The sequence below is a fragment of the Bdellovibrio sp. 22V genome (assembly GCF_030169785.1).
Classification (GTDB): domain Bacteria; phylum Bdellovibrionota; class Bdellovibrionia; order Bdellovibrionales; family Bdellovibrionaceae; genus Bdellovibrio.
In genome coordinates, this window is sequence record NZ_CP125854.1 from 2,824,650 (window position 1) to 2,840,166 (window position 15,517).

The 15,517-nt window shown below is 48.8% G+C and carries 14 protein-coding genes; 8 read left to right on the forward strand and 6 right to left on the reverse strand.

Annotated elements, in window-relative coordinates:
* Positions 1–7: 7 nt before the first annotated feature.
* The 3 genes from QJS83_RS13645 to QJS83_RS13655 all read right to left on the reverse strand — a co-directional run bounded on the left by QJS83_RS13645 (position 8) and on the right by QJS83_RS13655 (position 4,327).
* Entirely contained in the window at positions 8–1,447 is a 1,440-nt protein-coding gene (locus QJS83_RS13645; protein ID WP_284608800.1) for a phospholipase D family protein, read from the reverse strand.
* Between the two features lie 180 nt (positions 1,448–1,627).
* The gene (locus QJS83_RS13650; protein WP_284605504.1) at positions 1,628–2,977 is read right to left on the reverse strand and encodes a TolC family protein; all 1,350 of its coding nucleotides are present in this window, start codon (positions 2,975–2,977) and stop codon (positions 1,628–1,630) included.
* 69 nt (positions 2,978–3,046) lie between these two features.
* Positions 3,047–4,327 carry an acetyl-CoA C-acetyltransferase gene (locus QJS83_RS13655; RefSeq protein ID WP_284605506.1) on the reverse strand — a complete coding sequence of 427 codons (1,281 nt, stop codon included), beginning with the start codon at positions 4,325–4,327 and terminating at the stop codon, positions 3,047–3,049.
* A gap of 181 nt (positions 4,328–4,508) precedes the next feature.
* Here QJS83_RS13655 and QJS83_RS13660 point away from each other — a divergent pair, with 181 nt between their 5' ends.
* A complete protein-coding gene (locus tag QJS83_RS13660) occupies positions 4,509–4,874 on the forward strand; it encodes an STAS domain-containing protein (protein ID WP_284605508.1) in 366 nt (121 codons plus the stop codon).
* 33 nt (positions 4,875–4,907) lie between these two features.
* Here QJS83_RS13660 and QJS83_RS13665 read toward each other — a convergent pair whose 3' ends face one another.
* Positions 4,908–5,621 (reverse strand): hypothetical protein, encoded by a 714-nt coding sequence (locus QJS83_RS13665; protein ID WP_284605509.1) that lies wholly within the window; start codon positions 5,619–5,621, stop codon positions 4,908–4,910.
* 158 nt (positions 5,622–5,779) lie between these two features.
* Positions 5,780–7,576 (reverse strand): DEAD/DEAH box helicase, encoded by a 1,797-nt coding sequence (locus QJS83_RS13670; RefSeq protein ID WP_284605511.1) that lies wholly within the window; start codon positions 7,574–7,576, stop codon positions 5,780–5,782.
* Between the two features lie 253 nt (positions 7,577–7,829).
* Here QJS83_RS13670 and QJS83_RS13675 point away from each other — a divergent pair, with 253 nt between their 5' ends.
* The 3 genes from QJS83_RS13675 to QJS83_RS13685 all read left to right on the forward strand — a co-directional run bounded on the left by QJS83_RS13675 (position 7,830) and on the right by QJS83_RS13685 (position 10,649).
* Entirely contained in the window at positions 7,830–9,461 is a 1,632-nt protein-coding gene (locus tag QJS83_RS13675) for an ABC-F family ATP-binding cassette domain-containing protein (protein ID WP_284605512.1), read from the forward strand.
* Positions 9,461–10,252, forward strand: coding sequence for an alpha/beta fold hydrolase (locus QJS83_RS13680; protein ID WP_284605514.1), 792 nt, complete (start codon positions 9,461–9,463; stop codon positions 10,250–10,252). The genes QJS83_RS13675 and QJS83_RS13680 overlap by 1 nt, the downstream gene beginning before the upstream one ends.
* Positions 10,253–10,370: 118 nt before the next feature.
* A complete protein-coding gene (locus QJS83_RS13685) occupies positions 10,371–10,649 on the forward strand; it encodes a hypothetical protein (RefSeq protein WP_284605516.1) in 279 nt (92 codons plus the stop codon).
* 2 nt (positions 10,650–10,651) lie between these two features.
* Here the strand turns inward: QJS83_RS13685 and QJS83_RS13690 are convergent, their stop codons facing one another.
* Complete coding sequence (locus QJS83_RS13690) at positions 10,652–11,695, reverse strand: polyamine ABC transporter substrate-binding protein (protein ID WP_284605517.1); 1,044 nt, start codon at positions 11,693–11,695, stop codon at positions 10,652–10,654.
* Between the two features lie 28 nt (positions 11,696–11,723).
* Between QJS83_RS13690 and QJS83_RS13695 the strand changes: the two genes are divergently transcribed.
* Genes QJS83_RS13695 through QJS83_RS13710 form a run of 4 tightly spaced genes read left to right on the forward strand, consistent with a single transcriptional unit; the run spans position 11,724 to position 15,493 of the window.
* The gene (locus QJS83_RS13695; protein WP_284605519.1) at positions 11,724–12,602 is read left to right on the forward strand and encodes an ABC transporter ATP-binding protein; all 879 of its coding nucleotides are present in this window, start codon (positions 11,724–11,726) and stop codon (positions 12,600–12,602) included.
* The gene (locus tag QJS83_RS13700; protein ID WP_284605521.1) at positions 12,599–13,423 is read left to right on the forward strand and encodes an ABC transporter permease; all 825 of its coding nucleotides are present in this window, start codon (positions 12,599–12,601) and stop codon (positions 13,421–13,423) included. The genes QJS83_RS13695 and QJS83_RS13700 overlap by 4 nt, the downstream gene beginning before the upstream one ends.
* On the forward strand, positions 13,420–14,262 hold the full coding sequence (locus tag QJS83_RS13705) for an ABC transporter permease (protein WP_284605523.1): 843 nt from the start codon (positions 13,420–13,422) through the stop codon (positions 14,260–14,262). Before QJS83_RS13700 ends, QJS83_RS13705 begins: the two co-directional genes overlap by 4 nt.
* Entirely contained in the window at positions 14,231–15,493 is a 1,263-nt protein-coding gene (locus QJS83_RS13710; protein WP_284605525.1) for an MFS transporter, read from the forward strand. The genes QJS83_RS13705 and QJS83_RS13710 overlap by 32 nt, the downstream gene beginning before the upstream one ends.
* The last annotated feature ends 24 nt before the right edge of the window (positions 15,494–15,517 follow it).

The window sequence follows — 15,517 nt, forward strand, 5'->3', positions numbered from 1 at the left end:
TTTCACCTCACAGTTGGCTCTCCGGAATGAAGAGACTTAAAAAGCCCACGCCCATGCGACGCCAGATACTGACCTCGGGTTCCGAGTCGAACTGTTTTTCTTTGCCGTCTTCCAGTGTGGTCCAAAGAATTTTTCCTTTTTTTTCGTCCCAAGACAATTTGTAAGATATCTCTGCCAAGTGCTCGTGCAATTCCAAAGCAAACTGCTTGGCCATATCGGAAGAGTAAATAATCACACCCACTTCGCTGTTAAGATCCATAGAGCGGGGATCTAAATTCAAAGATCCAACAAGAACCTTGTCAGCGTCCAAAACGTACACCTTGCCATGCAATCCCGAAACGGACCCCGGCGACCACGAGCCTTTGCGTTTTCTTGTCGTATTCCGCGCTTTCAATTCGTACAACTGCACACCCGCGCGCAACAAATCTTCACGGTACTTTTTGTATCCGGCAAAAACAGTTCCCACATCATTCGATGCTAAAGAGTTTGTCAGGATCGTGTACTTGACTCCGCGCTTAAGTCCTTCTTTGATCTGTTCAAGACCTTTTTCCCCGGGAATGAAATAGGGGGAAATCAAAATAGCTTCTTTCTGTACGACACCCAACAACTGTTGAATCTGCGATGCTAAATGTGGCGGTGCTTTTTTGTCAGGATCTACCTTGTCGGGAGAGTCATAAAGCAAATCGCTTTTCGCCCACGTAAGCGGAATATGTCCGTGCTTGAAGGCCTTCAGCAAGTGGGTGTTTTGCAAAGCCGCATAGTAGGGCGAGCTTTCCAGATGAGTGAGTTCGGTTTGTAAACGCTCCCGGAGCTGCTTTAATGTAAAGTCCGGTTGATCTTTGTTGAGCGTGGAAATGCTGTAAGCCAATTCATGATTCCAATAAAGATCGAACGAGGCGGAAAGCTCCTTGACTACTGGGCCCAGGCACCACGTATCGAAGTCACCAAAGTTCATTTCTTTCGAAGCAGTGAAATACTCGTCGCCGATGTTTCGTCCGCCAATAATCCCGACTTGGTTGTCGGCGATGAAGGCCTTGTTATGCATGCGGCGGTTTAACTGTGAAAAGCGATTGACGTTAAAGATTTTCCATTTGCGGTAGGCAAAAGGATTAAACATGCGTACTTCGATATTGGGATGGGAATCTAAAACTTTTAAAGGATCGTCAAAGCCGCTTCCATGCAAATCATCAAGCAGCAGGCGCACACGCACTCCGCGATCGGCCGCTTGCAGAACTTCGTACATCAGAAGCTGACCACTCTGATCGCCATGCCAAATATAGTATTGCAGGTCGAGACTTTTTTCCGCTTCACGTACTGAGGCAATGCGTGCGACCAAAGCTTCGGGGCCTTCCGCCAAGGCGTAAAAACCGGACTGACCAGGATGCTCAGCCAGTCGAGGCAACAGGCGTTTTCCTAAAGGAGTGCTGTCGGTATCGGTCAATGTCATTGTCACAGGCCTCGAATCTTGTTTTGGCAAGCTAGAGCAACTCGCAATTAAGAGTCCGATAAGAACAACGCTGAGTTTATGCATTCTCTCTATGATTTATTATTTAGGCCGGGTCTGACAAGAATAATAAAAAAAGGGAGTCTGTTTCCAGGCTCCCTTTTTTATTTTGTGCGAATTAACTTAGTTGCCGCAAACTTGATCGAGTGTCACACGATCTTTGCCAGGATTAAAGATGCGGCCAAGTTTGCCGCGAATTCCGCCGGAACTGCGGCGTTCAATTTCACACTTTTCAATCGCGGTGAATTGATCACTGACAGTTAAACGGTGCAAGCTGATGCGCAGGTTTGCAACCGAAGTCGCTGCCTTCACTCTGTTCACGACAGAGTTCGTCAGCGCATTTCCGGCTTCAAGAACGTGCAAAAGATCCGTGATGCCTTCTTTGTATCTCATCACTTCCGCGTTGTAGACTTGGTTCAAGTTCGTTTCAGCTTGTACCGCCGCTGCATACTGGCGTTGCGCTTCTTGCAAAGAACCCAACGTCGATTCAATCAACTGCGCTTGTTCCAATTTCAATTCTTGTTTGCGCAAACGCAGCTGTTTAATGTTGAGGTTGCTCAATTCCAAAGCCGGGAAGTAACCAAAACCAAAACTTACAGAGCCAGACTGAGTCACGGAGCTGAAAGACCCCCCGGAAACAGGGCGAGTCATTCCTAAAGAGCTGCCAGAAAGAAAACTGAAAGCCTTGCTCCACTTATTGTACTCAGCTGCTGTGATCAAAGAGTTCATTTGCGCGGTTTCAGGAGATTTGTCATGCACGCGATCCAAAACGACTTGTGGCGCTAACCCTTCAATTTCAGAAGACGCGACTTTCGCATCTTCAAAAATGATCTCTTGGTTTAACTCAAGAGCAAGCATCTCGCGAACAGACGCTTTTTCGCGCTTGATCAACTCGTCCACTTGTGAAACCTGCACCAACGCCAACTCGGCCTGAGCTTGCGCTTGCAAGTATTCTTCTTTGCTGATGATGCCTTCTTCGGCAGGCAGACGAAGATACTCTTCGATCGACTTGTAGTTTTCGTACTGCTTTTGAAGAGCGTTACGCAATTGAATGTCGCCTATCACTGTCAAATACAAAGAATACGCGGAAGCATAAGTGTTTAACTGCGCGATGTAGTAGGAAGTTCCTTGAGCGCGCAAAAGGTGCGTGTTTTCCTTCAAGTCCATCCAGTTGCTAGGCATTAAGAAGGGAAGAAGGAAGTTCACAGACGTCAGCATGAAGCTCGGACCGCTTGAAATCACAGAGCCCAAATTCACAGATGGTAAAAGAGATCCACGGGCTTGGCTTACACGGGCTTTGGCTTGGTGAACTTCATTCAAGGCAATCGCGATGTCGATATTGCGAGAAAGAAGAAGTGTGCGCAAAGATGTCGGATTGATTCGAACAGGCCCTGATTGTTGCTGTTTTTTGGGAGCTGCAAACGCCGATGTCGATACCAAGAAGGCCGTAAGAACCACGGTCAATAATTTCATAAAAAAACCCTCCCCCATTGATGCGATCTAAAGAGTTATTAGGAGGAGGGAAACTTGTCAAACAGGTCTTTATACGGACTCCAAAATAGCGGTGACGCCCATACCTCCCGCGGTGCAGATCGAAATCAACCCTCGCCCCGGAGGACCGCCTTTTTCGTGCAGCATTTTCGCAAGTGTCGCGACGATGCGGGCTCCTGTTGCACCAAAGGGATGACCTAAAGCCACGCTGCCGCCTTTTAAATTCATTTTACTGCGATCTAAAGGGCCCAAAGCTTTGTCTCGGCCCAGAACCCGCTTGCAGTATTCATCGGATTCCCACGCTTTCAGGGTGCAGAGGACTTGCCCTGCAAAAGCTTCATGGATTTCAAAAAAATCGAAGTCGTCAAAGGTCAAACGGTTGCGCTCAAGCATTTGGCTCACCGCGATTGTCGGCGCCATCAAAAGACCCTCGCCCGCGACGAAATTAACTGCCGCCACTTGGCAGTCCACGAAGCGCGCCCACATCGGAAGGTTGTGTTTCTTCGCGCCTTCTTCGCTTGTCAAAATAACAGCAGAGGCACCATCCGTCAGGGGACTTGAGTTGCCCGCCGTCAAAGTTCCGATATCTGATTTTTCAAAAGCGGGCTTGAGCTTTGCGAGTTTATCCAAGGAAGTGTCGGGACGAATAGTACCGTCTTTCGTGAGACCATGAAATTCAAACACCAGGTCTTTGTAAAAACCGTCTTCATAGGCCTTGACGGCATTTTGATGACTCTTCAGTGCCAGCGCATCTTGTTCTTGGCGCGGGATTTTCCATTCCTGCACCATTTTTTCGGTATGCTCGCCCATGGAGAGTTTTGTGCGCGGCTCCACCACGGCGGGCATCTGCGGTTTGAGATCCGCTAAGCGCAGAGTCGCCAGAATTTTGGCTTTTTCAAAACTGTCTTTGGCGGCGTTGAGTTCGACAAATTTATGCGCAAGACTTTTTGACATCATGATGGGGAGATCGCTGTTGGTGTCCACACCTCCCGCAATGCCAAATTCAATTTGGTGCGCAGCCACTTTCATCGCCATATGGTTGGCCGCCTCCAAACTTGTTCCGCAAGCGCGTTGCAAATTATACCCCGGCGTATGCGGATGGAGTCCCGAGCTGAGAACACACTCACGCGTGAAGTTCCAGTCGGAAGAACTTTGCATGACGCCGCCACACGCGACATCACCTGCGATCTGTCCTTCGAGTTTGTATTTATGAACCAATGTTTTCAGAGTCGTCGTCATCAACTCTGTGGAAGTGACATCCATATACGTGGTCATGGATTTCACGAAAGGAGTGCGCAGCCCTCCTGAAACAAAAACAGGCCGTGTACGCATAGAGAACCTCGCGGTTAAAAGTTAACGTGCAAATACGATCTTCATTCTGCTTTCCGCCTCTGTCCAGTTATGAAGCGTTTTTTGCGTTTCAGCGTGGGATAGCAGAATGAGAAAACTTTAATGAACTCCCATTTATGTTAAAATGGATGGTAATTTATATTCGATTTCTAGGAGTTGTACGTTGGAAGAACAGAAGTCGTTTCACTATAATTTTAATCAGAAGAACAATATGCTGGTGATCTCTTTGATCGGAGAAATCACTCCGCAAGTCATTCCGTCGCTCGAGGCCTGCCGACAAGAACTTTTAGCAAAAAGTGAAGTCAGTCGCGTGGTGCTCTACTTCCAGGATGTGGAAACGATCAGCATGGATGCCATTCCGATTCTTGCGCAAATACAAAGGGAGATTCGCTCGAAACCGGCGGATTTACGTTTGTGTTCTCTCAAAGAAAGTCTGCGGGAAAAATTGGTGCGCATGGGCGTCGTGCGGGGACTTGAAGTGGCTGATGATTTAAAGACGGCGCTTTTGTCATTTGGCCGTGCGGCTTAAAACTAAAAAGGAGCGTTGCCGCTCCTTTTGTCTTTACTTACAAACACTCAGTCTGCTGATGGCTGCTTTCACCTTTTTAAATTTTTGTGACTTGGCTTGCGGGCGTAAAACATCCCAGTAAGAGTTTCTGCTGAAAAGAGAATCTCTTTTTGCCAATTGCTGGTTGAGCATCGAAAGACCGCAGCGGAAAGTGCCTTCAGCCGTTTTACCGTCACCGCGGCGGCAATTCTTTGCGTAAACCTGTTCGCGACCATCGTGAAGCTGCAAAAGACCGACAAGGCGACCGTTAGGACCTTGTGCTCTTTCCGTTTTATCACAAGAGCTTTCCAAGTGTGCCATCGCATTGAGGACCATAACCCAGACAAGCTCTTTCGAGTTATCGTTCAAAGTCGGATATGCCGGGCACACGGCTGTGAGATCGGCCGCGCCTTTATAAAGTTCTTCGTAACGGGAGCGGTGCATTTCATCGATAATGATTTTACCCCAACGTCCATAGTTGTCGCCATCGGCGAAGTTTTCGCACTTGTCGGCAAAGTCCATGCGTTCATTGATTTTAAAGATATCTTCAACGGAAGCGTCAGCGGTTACTGTGTCGCGGAGTTCGCGCAACTGTTGTTGTGTGCGATTTGTCGATGATGAACACTCGATGCAGGCAGAGCCTTCTATACGTGAGGCACTTTTATGAGCCTTGGCTTGCGCCCAAGAAAAAGTCATAAGAAGTGCGTAAGTCAGTAATAGTGTTTTCATAAGCATCTCCACTTGCAATGACAATAAAGCAACGAAGATGCCAAAGGGGAGGACGTGAGAACACCGCAAAATAGAAATGGGAAGGTATCAAACCTTCCCATTGTCTATCTGTCTAACAGGGTTGTGCCGAAAATACGGCTTGTATCACTCTGAGACGACTAGTCTTTGAAACGACGTTTTGGACCGCGGAATCTTTTGATGCCGCTGTGGTCACGACGTTCCGTGCGTTCGCCGCCACGTTCGGAACGCTCGCTGCGTTCACTGCGCTCGGGACGATCGCTGCTCGCGCGTTGCGGGCGATAACCCGTCACTTCGCTGCGCGCGGGACGGTCGTCGCGATTCGCGAAACGAGCCTTCGGAGTGTCCGAAGTTTCGCCACGAGGCGCTCTGTCTCTGTCGCCACCTTCTGATGAACGAGCGCGATAGCCACCGCCATCACGACGGCCGCCGAAAGAACGGCGCGGACCACGGTCGCTGCGCTCACCACGGTCACTGCGATCGCCGTCACGACGATTGCGAGTGAAACGATTCTCGTTAGGATCACGCGGAAGCAATTCACGAGGAATGCGATCGCCCATGTAATCCAACATGATGTCTTTTTTCACGAACACGTTGGGGAAGTAAGCCACGATAAAGCGAGCCAAAAGCTCTTCTTTCGAGAACTTCGTAAGATCAATGTCTTCGCTTTGAATAAGATCTTGGATCAAATCACCAGCCAATTGCAACTCTGGAGATTCTGTCTCCATTGTGCTTACGCGGTCTAAGACGTCTTTGATTTTAAGACCGGCAACTTCGTCAGCGGAAGGCACAACGCCTTTAGTAAGAACCGCTTTCGTCGTGATCATCACACGGCGAAGAAGATTCAATTGCTCTGGGTTCACCAAAGTAATGGCAGTTCCTTTTTGATTGTTACGGCCTGTACGACCGATACGGTGAACGTAAGACTCGACATCCCAAGGAAGAGAGTGGTTCACCACGTGAGTCAAATCTTTGATATCCAAACCGCGCGCGGCAACGTCCGTTGCCACGATCACTTTCACTTGGCGCGCTTTAAATTTTTTCAAAGTCGCTTCACGCTCTGCCTGGCTCTTATCGCCGTGCAAAGAATCCGCCGGGAATCCACGCTGAGTCAATACGTCAGCAAGCTCTGCCACTTCCATTTTCGTTTGGCAGAAGATGATGCCGTAGAATTCGGGAAGAGTTTGCAAAAGACGACCGATGACTTCCGTTTTGTAGGAGTTTTTCACCGTGTAGTAGATTTGTTCGATTGTGTCCGCTGTACCGACAGACTTATTCACTTGAACCGTTTCAGGGCTTTCAAGGTAAAGGTCAGCCAAACGGCGAACTTCGTTGCTCATCGTTGCAGAGAAAAGCCAAGTACGGCAAGCCGCACGTTGCGAATCGCTTTCTTCCGGCTGAGTCGCTTTGAGAATTGTTTCTAGGTCTTCTTTGAAGCCCATAGAAAGCATTTCGTCCGCTTCATCCAAAACAACGGTTTTTACTTTTTGCAGTTTGATGATTTTCTGATCAAGGAAATCCACCAAGCGGCCTGGAGTTGCGACCACGATGTGGGCGCCTTTTTTGATGCCTTCGATTTGTGTGCGGTAGCTGGCGCCACCATAAATCGTCACAACACGAAGACCTTTTTTCTTACCAAGCAAAGTCAATTGCTCAGCCACTTGCAGAGCCAACTCACGTGTTGGGCTCATCACCAGAGCTTGCGTGTCTTTGCTTGTGCCGTCGATGTTTTCGACGAGAGGAATGCCGAATGCGGCAGTTTTACCAGTTCCAGTTGAAGCAAGGCCGATAAAATCTTGAGCTCCTGCGAGCAAAAGAGGCAAAGCTTGGCGTTGGATAGGAGTAGGCGTCGTAAAGCCCATGTCCTGCATAGCCGCCAATACGGGCGCGCTGAGGCCAAAGCTTTCGAAGTTATCGAGCGTTGTCAATGGAGTCATTAAAGGGAACCTTTCAGAAAAAGAGTGGCTCAAGATAAACGATGTCGAGGGTAAAAGCTCGCTATTTTTTGGCTTTAGCTCGACTATGAACTATTTGCACCCTCGCATATTCTCTAGTGTGTCTTAAGCGCTATAGACGCTCTCACATTCTGCTGAAAAAGGCGACAAAGAGCTGGGTTTCCGAAGCCTTCGAGGGAAAGACCGGGGATTTCCGTGTAGACTCATGAGCTGAATTCAAGATATACAGGGACACATGATTCACTTATCGAATATCAGCAAACAGCAGGGTAATAAGATTCTCTATCGCAACGGCTCTTTTCAGATCAATGCGGGAGAGAAAATCGGTCTTGTCGGTCCTAACGGCGCCGGTAAAACCACGATCTTTCGTATCATCATGGGCGAAGAGGGCATCGACGGGGGCACCGTTTCTAAATCCGATCGCACCGTGATCGGCTATTTCTCGCAAAACATCGAAGACATGAGAGGCCGTTCCGCTTTAGAGGAAGTGAAGTCCGCTGTCGGCAATATCGGCGACATGCAAACGCGCATGCAAGAGTGCGAAGTGAAGCTCGCGGATCCGGAACTGGATGCGGATGAGATGACCAAAATCCTGGAAGAGTACGGGGAGCTGCAAGCAGAGTTTGAGCGCTTGGGCGGTTACGATCTTGAATCTCGCGCGGCGGAAATTTTGACGGGTTTAGGTATTGGGCCTGACGATTACCATCGTCCCACCGAAAGTTTTTCGGGCGGTTGGAAAATGCGTATTGCTTTGGCGAAAATTCTTGCTTTGAATCCCGAAGTTTTGCTGATGGACGAACCGACGAATCACTTGGACGTCGAATCGATCGTATGGCTTGAAGAGTGGCTCGTGAACTATAAAGGCGCCATCCTTATGACAAGCCATGACCGTGACTTCATGAATCGCCTGGTTTCCAAAATCGTCGAGATTGCCAATAAAACTATCACCGTGTACGGCGGCAATTACGATTTCTATGAAAGAGAACGCGACATCCGCAAAGAGCAGTTGATTGCAGCGGCCAAACGCCAGGAAGACATGCTTGCGAAAGAAGAAGAATTCATCGCGCGTTTCGCAGCCCGCGCTTCGCATGCGGCGCAAGTGCAATCACGTGTAAAGAAATTGGAAAAAATCGATCGCATCGAAATTCCGCCTGAAGAGGACGAGATCAAGTTCGAATGGCCGGTTCCACCGCGTGGCGGGGAAGAAGTCGTGAAGTTTGAAAACCTCGCAAAAATCTGGAAGCGCGATGACGGCAAAGAAAAGCTGGTCTTTTCGGGCGCCAATGCCTTGGTGAAACGCATGGACCGTATTGCTCTTGTGGGAGTGAACGGTGCCGGGAAGTCCACGCTTCTAAAAATCATCGCAGGTCACGCAGACCCGACCGAAGGTAAAATGACTTTGGGGGCTTCGATCAATGTGGGTTACTTCAGTCAAAACTCTTTGGACGTTCTGGATCCTAAAGCCACGATTCTGGACGAAGTCCACTCTCGCATCCCGAATGCGGGCATGGGTTTTGTGCGCAGCTTATTGGGAGCGTTTAAATTCTCTGGCGAAGAGGCAGAGAAAAAAATCTCCATTCTTTCCGGCGGTGAAAAATCCCGCGTTGTTTTAGCGACGATCCTGGCGCAACCAGTGAATCTTTTGATTCTCGATGAGCCGACGAATCACTTGGATATCAAATCCCGCGAAGTCTTGTTGGAGGCGATAAAAAACTTCCCAGGCACCGTTATCATCGTAAGCCATGACAGACACTTCTTGCGCGCTATCACGACACGTGTCTTTGAGGTGGATAAAAATCAAATCCGCATCTACGAAGGCGACTACGAATACTATCATCACAAAAAGAAACAGGAGCAGATGGCTTAATGAGCGGCTCCTTGGATCTGCGAAGTTTTAAGATTCCTTTGGGGAAATTAGCCCCTCAGGAATCTTTTCGCACGCGCCAAGGGGACGTTTTATCTTACCGTCTTTATCCCGCTTGGTCCGAAGATCTGATCATCCTCTATCACGGGGTGGGAAGTGACAGCCGTTACATGTGTGTCTTAGCCTCCGCTTTGGCGGCGGCGGGATTAGGCACTGTGGTGACGCCGGATTTTCGTGGGCATGGAATCTCTTTGCCTCTCTCTGATAAAATAAAACCCGCGCAGTTAGAAATCGATCTGGAAGAGCTGATCATTCACCTGCGTATGCAAAGAGCCGTCAGTCGCATCACTTTAGCGGGGCACTCTTTAGGGGGCGGTTTTGTTTTGCGGGTGGCTGTTTCGGATATTCGAACTCAGTTTGCAAACTTCGTGGCGTTAGCGCCGCATCTGCCATTGTCATTTCATTCTTTCCAAGAAGGTTTTGGCGGTTGGATCTCGCTGACAGAAGAAGGCGGCTTTCGCGTGAATATGCCGGAAAATTTTCGCTCGGGCCAAGAAAAGCTTTCTTACAGTCCCGAGTTCCTGGCAGCCGTGCAGGCGCCTGAAGATCTTGTTGCTCGCTTGCAAAGCCTTCGTCCTGCGCTCAAAGTTCTGACGGGGACGGATGAAGAAGTGGCGCGCCCGGAAGTGCATCGTCAGATCTTCACCGAGGCCGGAGTTCCCGTTGAAATTCTTCCGGGCTTGAATCATCTCACTCTCGTCTCAAAACCAGATGCCGTGGTGTCTCGTTTTTAGTTGGATAGATTAAATCCTTTCGCCGTCGTCATAAACCTTGCATATTCCATCAAGAAACCGTCTGGTCCTGCCGAAGAGTTCTACAGAATAACCAAGATTGAACGTAGGTGGTAAGGTTATGAATACAGAGCTCGGAGCTTTCGCGCTTCGACAGATCCTCGCGGGTACGGCCGTGATGGGTCCCATATTGATACTCGCAGGCCTTAGTTATTATCTCTTCAAACAAGATCGGAGAAGCGTCATTGTTTATCTCACGCTGGGTGTGGCGTTCTCGCTGATCGGCGGTGTGTGTCTTTATGTGGAGTTTAAGGGCGAAGAGGTGAAGGCTGTAGAAACCGCCGGGAAGCTCTTAGGAGAGCCTCCTCCTGTGTCGGCGGCCACGCCCGCGCAGAAATAAAACTATTTCGTTTTTACTTCCAGCCAGACGTCCTCGTAAAGTTTGTTGTTGTCGCCTAAGTCTTGGATGCGCTCAAGCTTTTGCAGCGTTTTTAACTCGGGAAAAAGAGCTTTGTTGTTTTGCAAGTCTTTGGGCAAAAGGGCTTGTGTGTTCTTAAGAACCGGCCCGCTCAAAGTTGTTTTCACTTTCGCCAGCTCCGCCTCTTCACTTAAAAGAAAATTGATAAGTTTATGAGCCGCCTCGATGTGTTTTGCGCCTTTGATAATGACAAGATTATCGATCGCCATCGTGCTGCCTTCTGCGGGAATCAAATATTCAATACGGCCGGGGGCTTTCGCAGCCGCCTGTAAAGCATCGGAAGAGTACGCTTGCGCCGCCACCACTTCCTTGTTGTTCAAAATGTCGATCGTGTCAGAAGCAAACATTTTGATGTTCTTTTTAGCCGCCAGCAAAGTCGCCTTGGCTTTTGCGAGTTCTTCTGGTTTCACGGTGTTAACGCTATAACCGTGCATTTTAAGAGCCGCGCCTGTCGTTTCACGGACATCGTCAAGCAGCGCGAATTTGCCTTTAAGCTGCGGATTATCGAGAAGATCCTTCCAGCCCGTCACCGTCCCTTTAAAGACATCGCGGTTTACGGCGATTCCCGAAGTTGTCCAGGTATAAGGCATGGAAAACTGATTTTCGGGATCAAAGCTTTGTTTTAGGAAATCGGCGGAAACCAAATCACGGTTCGGAAGAAGCTCGGCCTTCAAAGGTTCCAGCAAACTCATCTTGCGCATGATATCGACCATGTAATCAGACGGAACGGCGACATCAATACCGGAAGCCCCCATCTGAACTTTAGCGAGAAGCTCTTCATTTGAGGAATAGTTTGAAATGTTGAGTTTGATTCCCGTTTGTTTCTCAAACTGAGCCTGTAATTCAGGAGACAAGTAGTTGCCCCAAATCGACAGATTTACTTCCTGAGCTGTCTCTGCCGTTTGTTTTTTCGTGCAGGCCGTGAGAAGCGCACAAAGAATCATTCCAGCGATCAATATTCTCGACATTGTTTCAATTCCTTCTTATTGTTGAAGAATGTTAGAGATTCTGAATATAGGCAAAAGTTTTTCCAGTCAAACAGCCTTGAAGGGAATCAACCTTTCGATCGGCGAGGGAGAGTTTTTCTCTTTACTCGGTCCCAGCGGCTGCGGGAAAACCACTCTGCTTAGAATCATTGCCGGTCTCGAAAAAGCCTGCGAGGGAAAAATTCTCTTTAATGGGCAACGCATCGACACACTTCCGGCGCAACAACGCCCCTTCAACATGGTTTTTCAGCGTTACGCTCTTTTTCCGCATATGACGGTCGGCGAGAACATCGCTTACGGTCTGAAGCTTAAAAAGCTTCATCGCGATCACATTGAAGCGAAGGTCGCCGAGGTCTTGGCTTTGGTCGACATGGCCGAGTTTCGCGATCGCAAGCCTGAAACTCTTTCCGGCGGGCAAAGTCAGCGAGTTGCCGTGGCGCGCGCGCTGGTGAATGAGCCCAAAGTGCTTTTGCTGGATGAGCCCCTGTCCGCGTTGGACCAGCGTATGCGCGAGCACATGCAAAAAGAATTGCGGGCTTTACAACGCAAACTTGGCTTAACGTTTATTTGTGTGACCCATGACCAGGAAGAAGCCCTGGCTCTTTCCGATCGTATTGGCATCATGAATCACGGTGTGTTGGAGCATGTGAGCTCTCCGCGCGAAATCTATGAAAACCCCGAAACTATTTTCGCCGCACAGTTTGTCGAGGCGACAACCTGTCTCAAAGGGGAGCTGGTGGAGATCAGTGAGGATCTTGCGACGATTCGCTTAGGGGACGGCAGTCTGATCAAAGGCAAATTCAATTTACCGCCGGAACAAGCGCGCATCGGTATGAGCCTCGAAGCCTATGTTCGTAAAGCTATGGTCTTTGGGGACCGCCCTCGATGAAGTTTAAAGATTATCTGCTGTTGCCAGCCTTGCTGTGGTTTTTAAGTTTTATTTTAGCGCCTGTTCTTATCGTTGCGGCAGTGAGCTTTGCTACCCGCGGAACTTATGGTGGTATCGAGTGGCTTTTTAGCTTTAAAAATTATGGGCGCGTTTTTTCCGAAGCCTATGCCGGAATTCTTTTTGAAAGTTTAAAGCTGTCATTGTTAACGACGATTCTTTGTTTGTTTCTCGGAGTTCTTGTTGCGTGGTCGATGGCGACGGCTCCGGCGCGGTGGCGTCCGTTTTATGTGATGGCTTTGGCTTTGCCATTTTTGACCAATCTGATTATTCGTATCTATGCGATTCGAGTTTTTGTCGGAGTCGAAGGCCCCTTACAGTCGGCGCTTTCGTGGAGCGGAATTGAGTTTGACCCTTATGCACTGACGCAAAACAAAGCTCTTGTTGTATACGGAATGGTGACGACCTATTTGCCGTACATGGTTTTTCCTTTGTACGGAGCCTTCGAAAAATTCGACTATCAGCTTGTCGAAGCTGCACAGGATTTGGGGGCCGGTGCGTGGAAAATTCTATTCACCGTAATTTTGCCGAATTTGAAAAAAGCTTTGTGGAGCGGATCCTTGCTGGTGTTTATTCCGGCCCTTGGCGAATACGTGATTCCGGATCTTCTTGGCGGCGCGAAGACCATGCTTTACGGAAACCTTATCACCGAACAGTTTTTAAAATCGCGGGACTGGCCTTTGGGGTCAGCTCTCTCGGTGGTGATGATGGTGATTTTACTGGCGATTGTTTTTGTCATGCAAAAGCGCGGGAGCAAAGCATGAAGCCCGTCGAAAGAAGTCGCCCGGCGGCCCCTTTGTTCGCGCGATGTGTGCATTGGATCCTTTTGTTTTTCCTTTATCTGCCGATCGCCGTGATGATTCTCGGTGCGCTGGTGGTGAAAGAAGCAGGCGGTACTTCTTTCAGTTTGCGGTGGTTTGCGGAAGTTCTCTCTGAGAGCGCGTGGATGCAAAGTCTTCTTAACAGCGTGCTGGTCGCGGGTGCCGCTAGTTTTTTGGCGACGCTTTTGGGGACGGCCGCGGCTATGGGGCTGCGTTCGAACGAAAAGACTTGGCGATATGCTGTGAGCGCCTTGTCTTTGACGTCGTTGGTTTTTCCGGAAATAGTTTTTGCTCTTTCGCTGCTGTCTTTGTTCTTTCTGATAAAAATGGAACTGAGTTTGTGGACGGTTATCATCGCGCATGTCAGTTTTTCTATTTCGTATGTGATGATGACAGTGGGAGCCCGCTTGACCGCTTTGGATGTTTCTTATGAAGATGCGGCTCGTGATTTGGGTGCGAGTTCTTGGCAGATTCAGACGTCCATTCTTTTGCCGCTATTGAAACCTGCGATCTCGGCGGGATTTATTCTAAGCTTTTTACTTTCGTTCGACGATTTCTTAATCACGTACTTTGTTAACGGAGCCGGGCAGGATACGCTGCCGGTGAAGCTTTACACCGCAATGAAAATGGGGGTCAGCCCCAAGCTGAATGCTTTGTCGAGCTTGATGTTTTTAATGACTTTGTTGATCACTATTTTCTTCTTCCGTTCTTCCTCTTTCCGTGTTCTCTTTGAAGGAAGCCGGAGGAAAAATGGATCGAGTGCAGAAGAAAAAAATCTTTAGTTGGGCTCTTTACGATTGGGCCAATAGCGCTTACTCCACAACAGTCATGGCCGGTTTTTTTCCCATCTTTTTTAAGATGTACTGGAGTCACGGAACGGATTCCATCGTTACAACCGCGCGCTTAGGGACAGCGATTTCTGTTTCCAGTTTGTTTGTCGCGCTTTTGAGTCCCACTCTTGGCGTCATCGCCGATATGAACGGCTACAAAAAACTTTTCTGCATGATCTTCACATTGCTCGGTGTATTGTCGTGTGCCTGGATGGGCTTTATTCCGGCAGGGGACTGGTGGAGTGCCATCTGGGCCTACGGTCTTGCGATGATGGCTTTTAATGCCGCAAGCGTTTTCTATGATTCTCTTCTGCCTTATGTGGCGGAAGGCAAGATGATGGATTACGCATCTTCCTTGGGTTATGCCATGGGTTACTTAGGTGGAGGCGTTCTTTTTCTTATCAATGTCTTGATGTACTTGTTTCCTGCAAGCTTCGGCATCGCCGACGGGCCGGCCGCGATTAAAATTTCTTTTTTAACGGTGGCGGTATGGTGGCTGGTATTTTCTTTTCCTCTGGCGAAAAATGTTCCTGAGCCTGCCGCAGACGGCACTTCTAAAAATATTTTTCTGCTGACTCAACAAAGTTTTGCGACACTGAAGAAAACTCTGCGCGAGCTTTATCTTGAAAAAAATCTTCTTATCTACATGATCTCTTACTGGCTTTACATCGACGGCGTGTACACGGTGATGACGATGGCCGTGGATTATGGCGTCTCTATTGGGCTTGAGTCGAAAGACCTCATTGCGGCGCTTTTGATCACGCAGTTTATTGGTTTTCCGTGTGCTTATTATTTTGGAACAGTGACAAAACGTTGGGGCGCACGCAAACCGATTTTGGTGTGCATCGCGATTTACGCGCTCACGGTGATTGCGGCGACGTGGATGTCCCAGGCGTGGCATTTCTATCTTTTAGCGACGATTATCGGGATGGTGCAAGGGGGCGTGCAGTCTTTGAGTCGTTCTCTTTTTGGCCGAATGAGCCCGAAAGAAAAAAGCGGAGAGTACTTTGGACTTTTCAATCTCGTGGGGCGTTTTGCGTCGATTTTGGGACCGCTCGTGGTCGCTGTCGGTGTGACGGTGACAGGGAATTCACGCTTGGGAATGATGGGGCTTTTGGTTTTATTTATCTCGGGCGGCGCGCTTTTGGCTTTGGTTAAAGAGCCCGCTCTTAAGACGGAATAATGAATCTTTTCTAAGATAAATCCA